We start from the raw sequence: 354 nt of genomic DNA on the forward strand, positions 1-354 counted from the left end.
ACCCCGTGAGGGTGCGTGGATTGAAACGGGCCTTACGCCTACGCCAACCCCGCCAACATCCGTCGCACCCCGTGAGGGTGCGTGGATTGAAACATCTCTCCGACATTGTTGGTAATGACCTGTGCTGTCGCACCCCGTGAGGGTGCGTGGATTGAAACTCCTCTGTTTCGAAGGCCCAGGGATTTTCTTTCTGTCGCACCCCGTGAGGGTGCGTGGATTGAAACAGTATGCCGTGTACATAAGCCAATGAACGCTTATTGTCGCACCCCGTGAGGGTGCGTGGATTGAAACTCTGCCAATTCATGGTGGTAGGTGTAGCGTCTTCTCGTCGCACCCCGTGAGGGTGCGTGGATT

Source organism: Megasphaera sp. MJR8396C (genome assembly GCF_001546855.1).
In the GTDB taxonomy this organism is placed as follows: domain Bacteria; phylum Bacillota; class Negativicutes; order Veillonellales; family Megasphaeraceae; genus Megasphaera.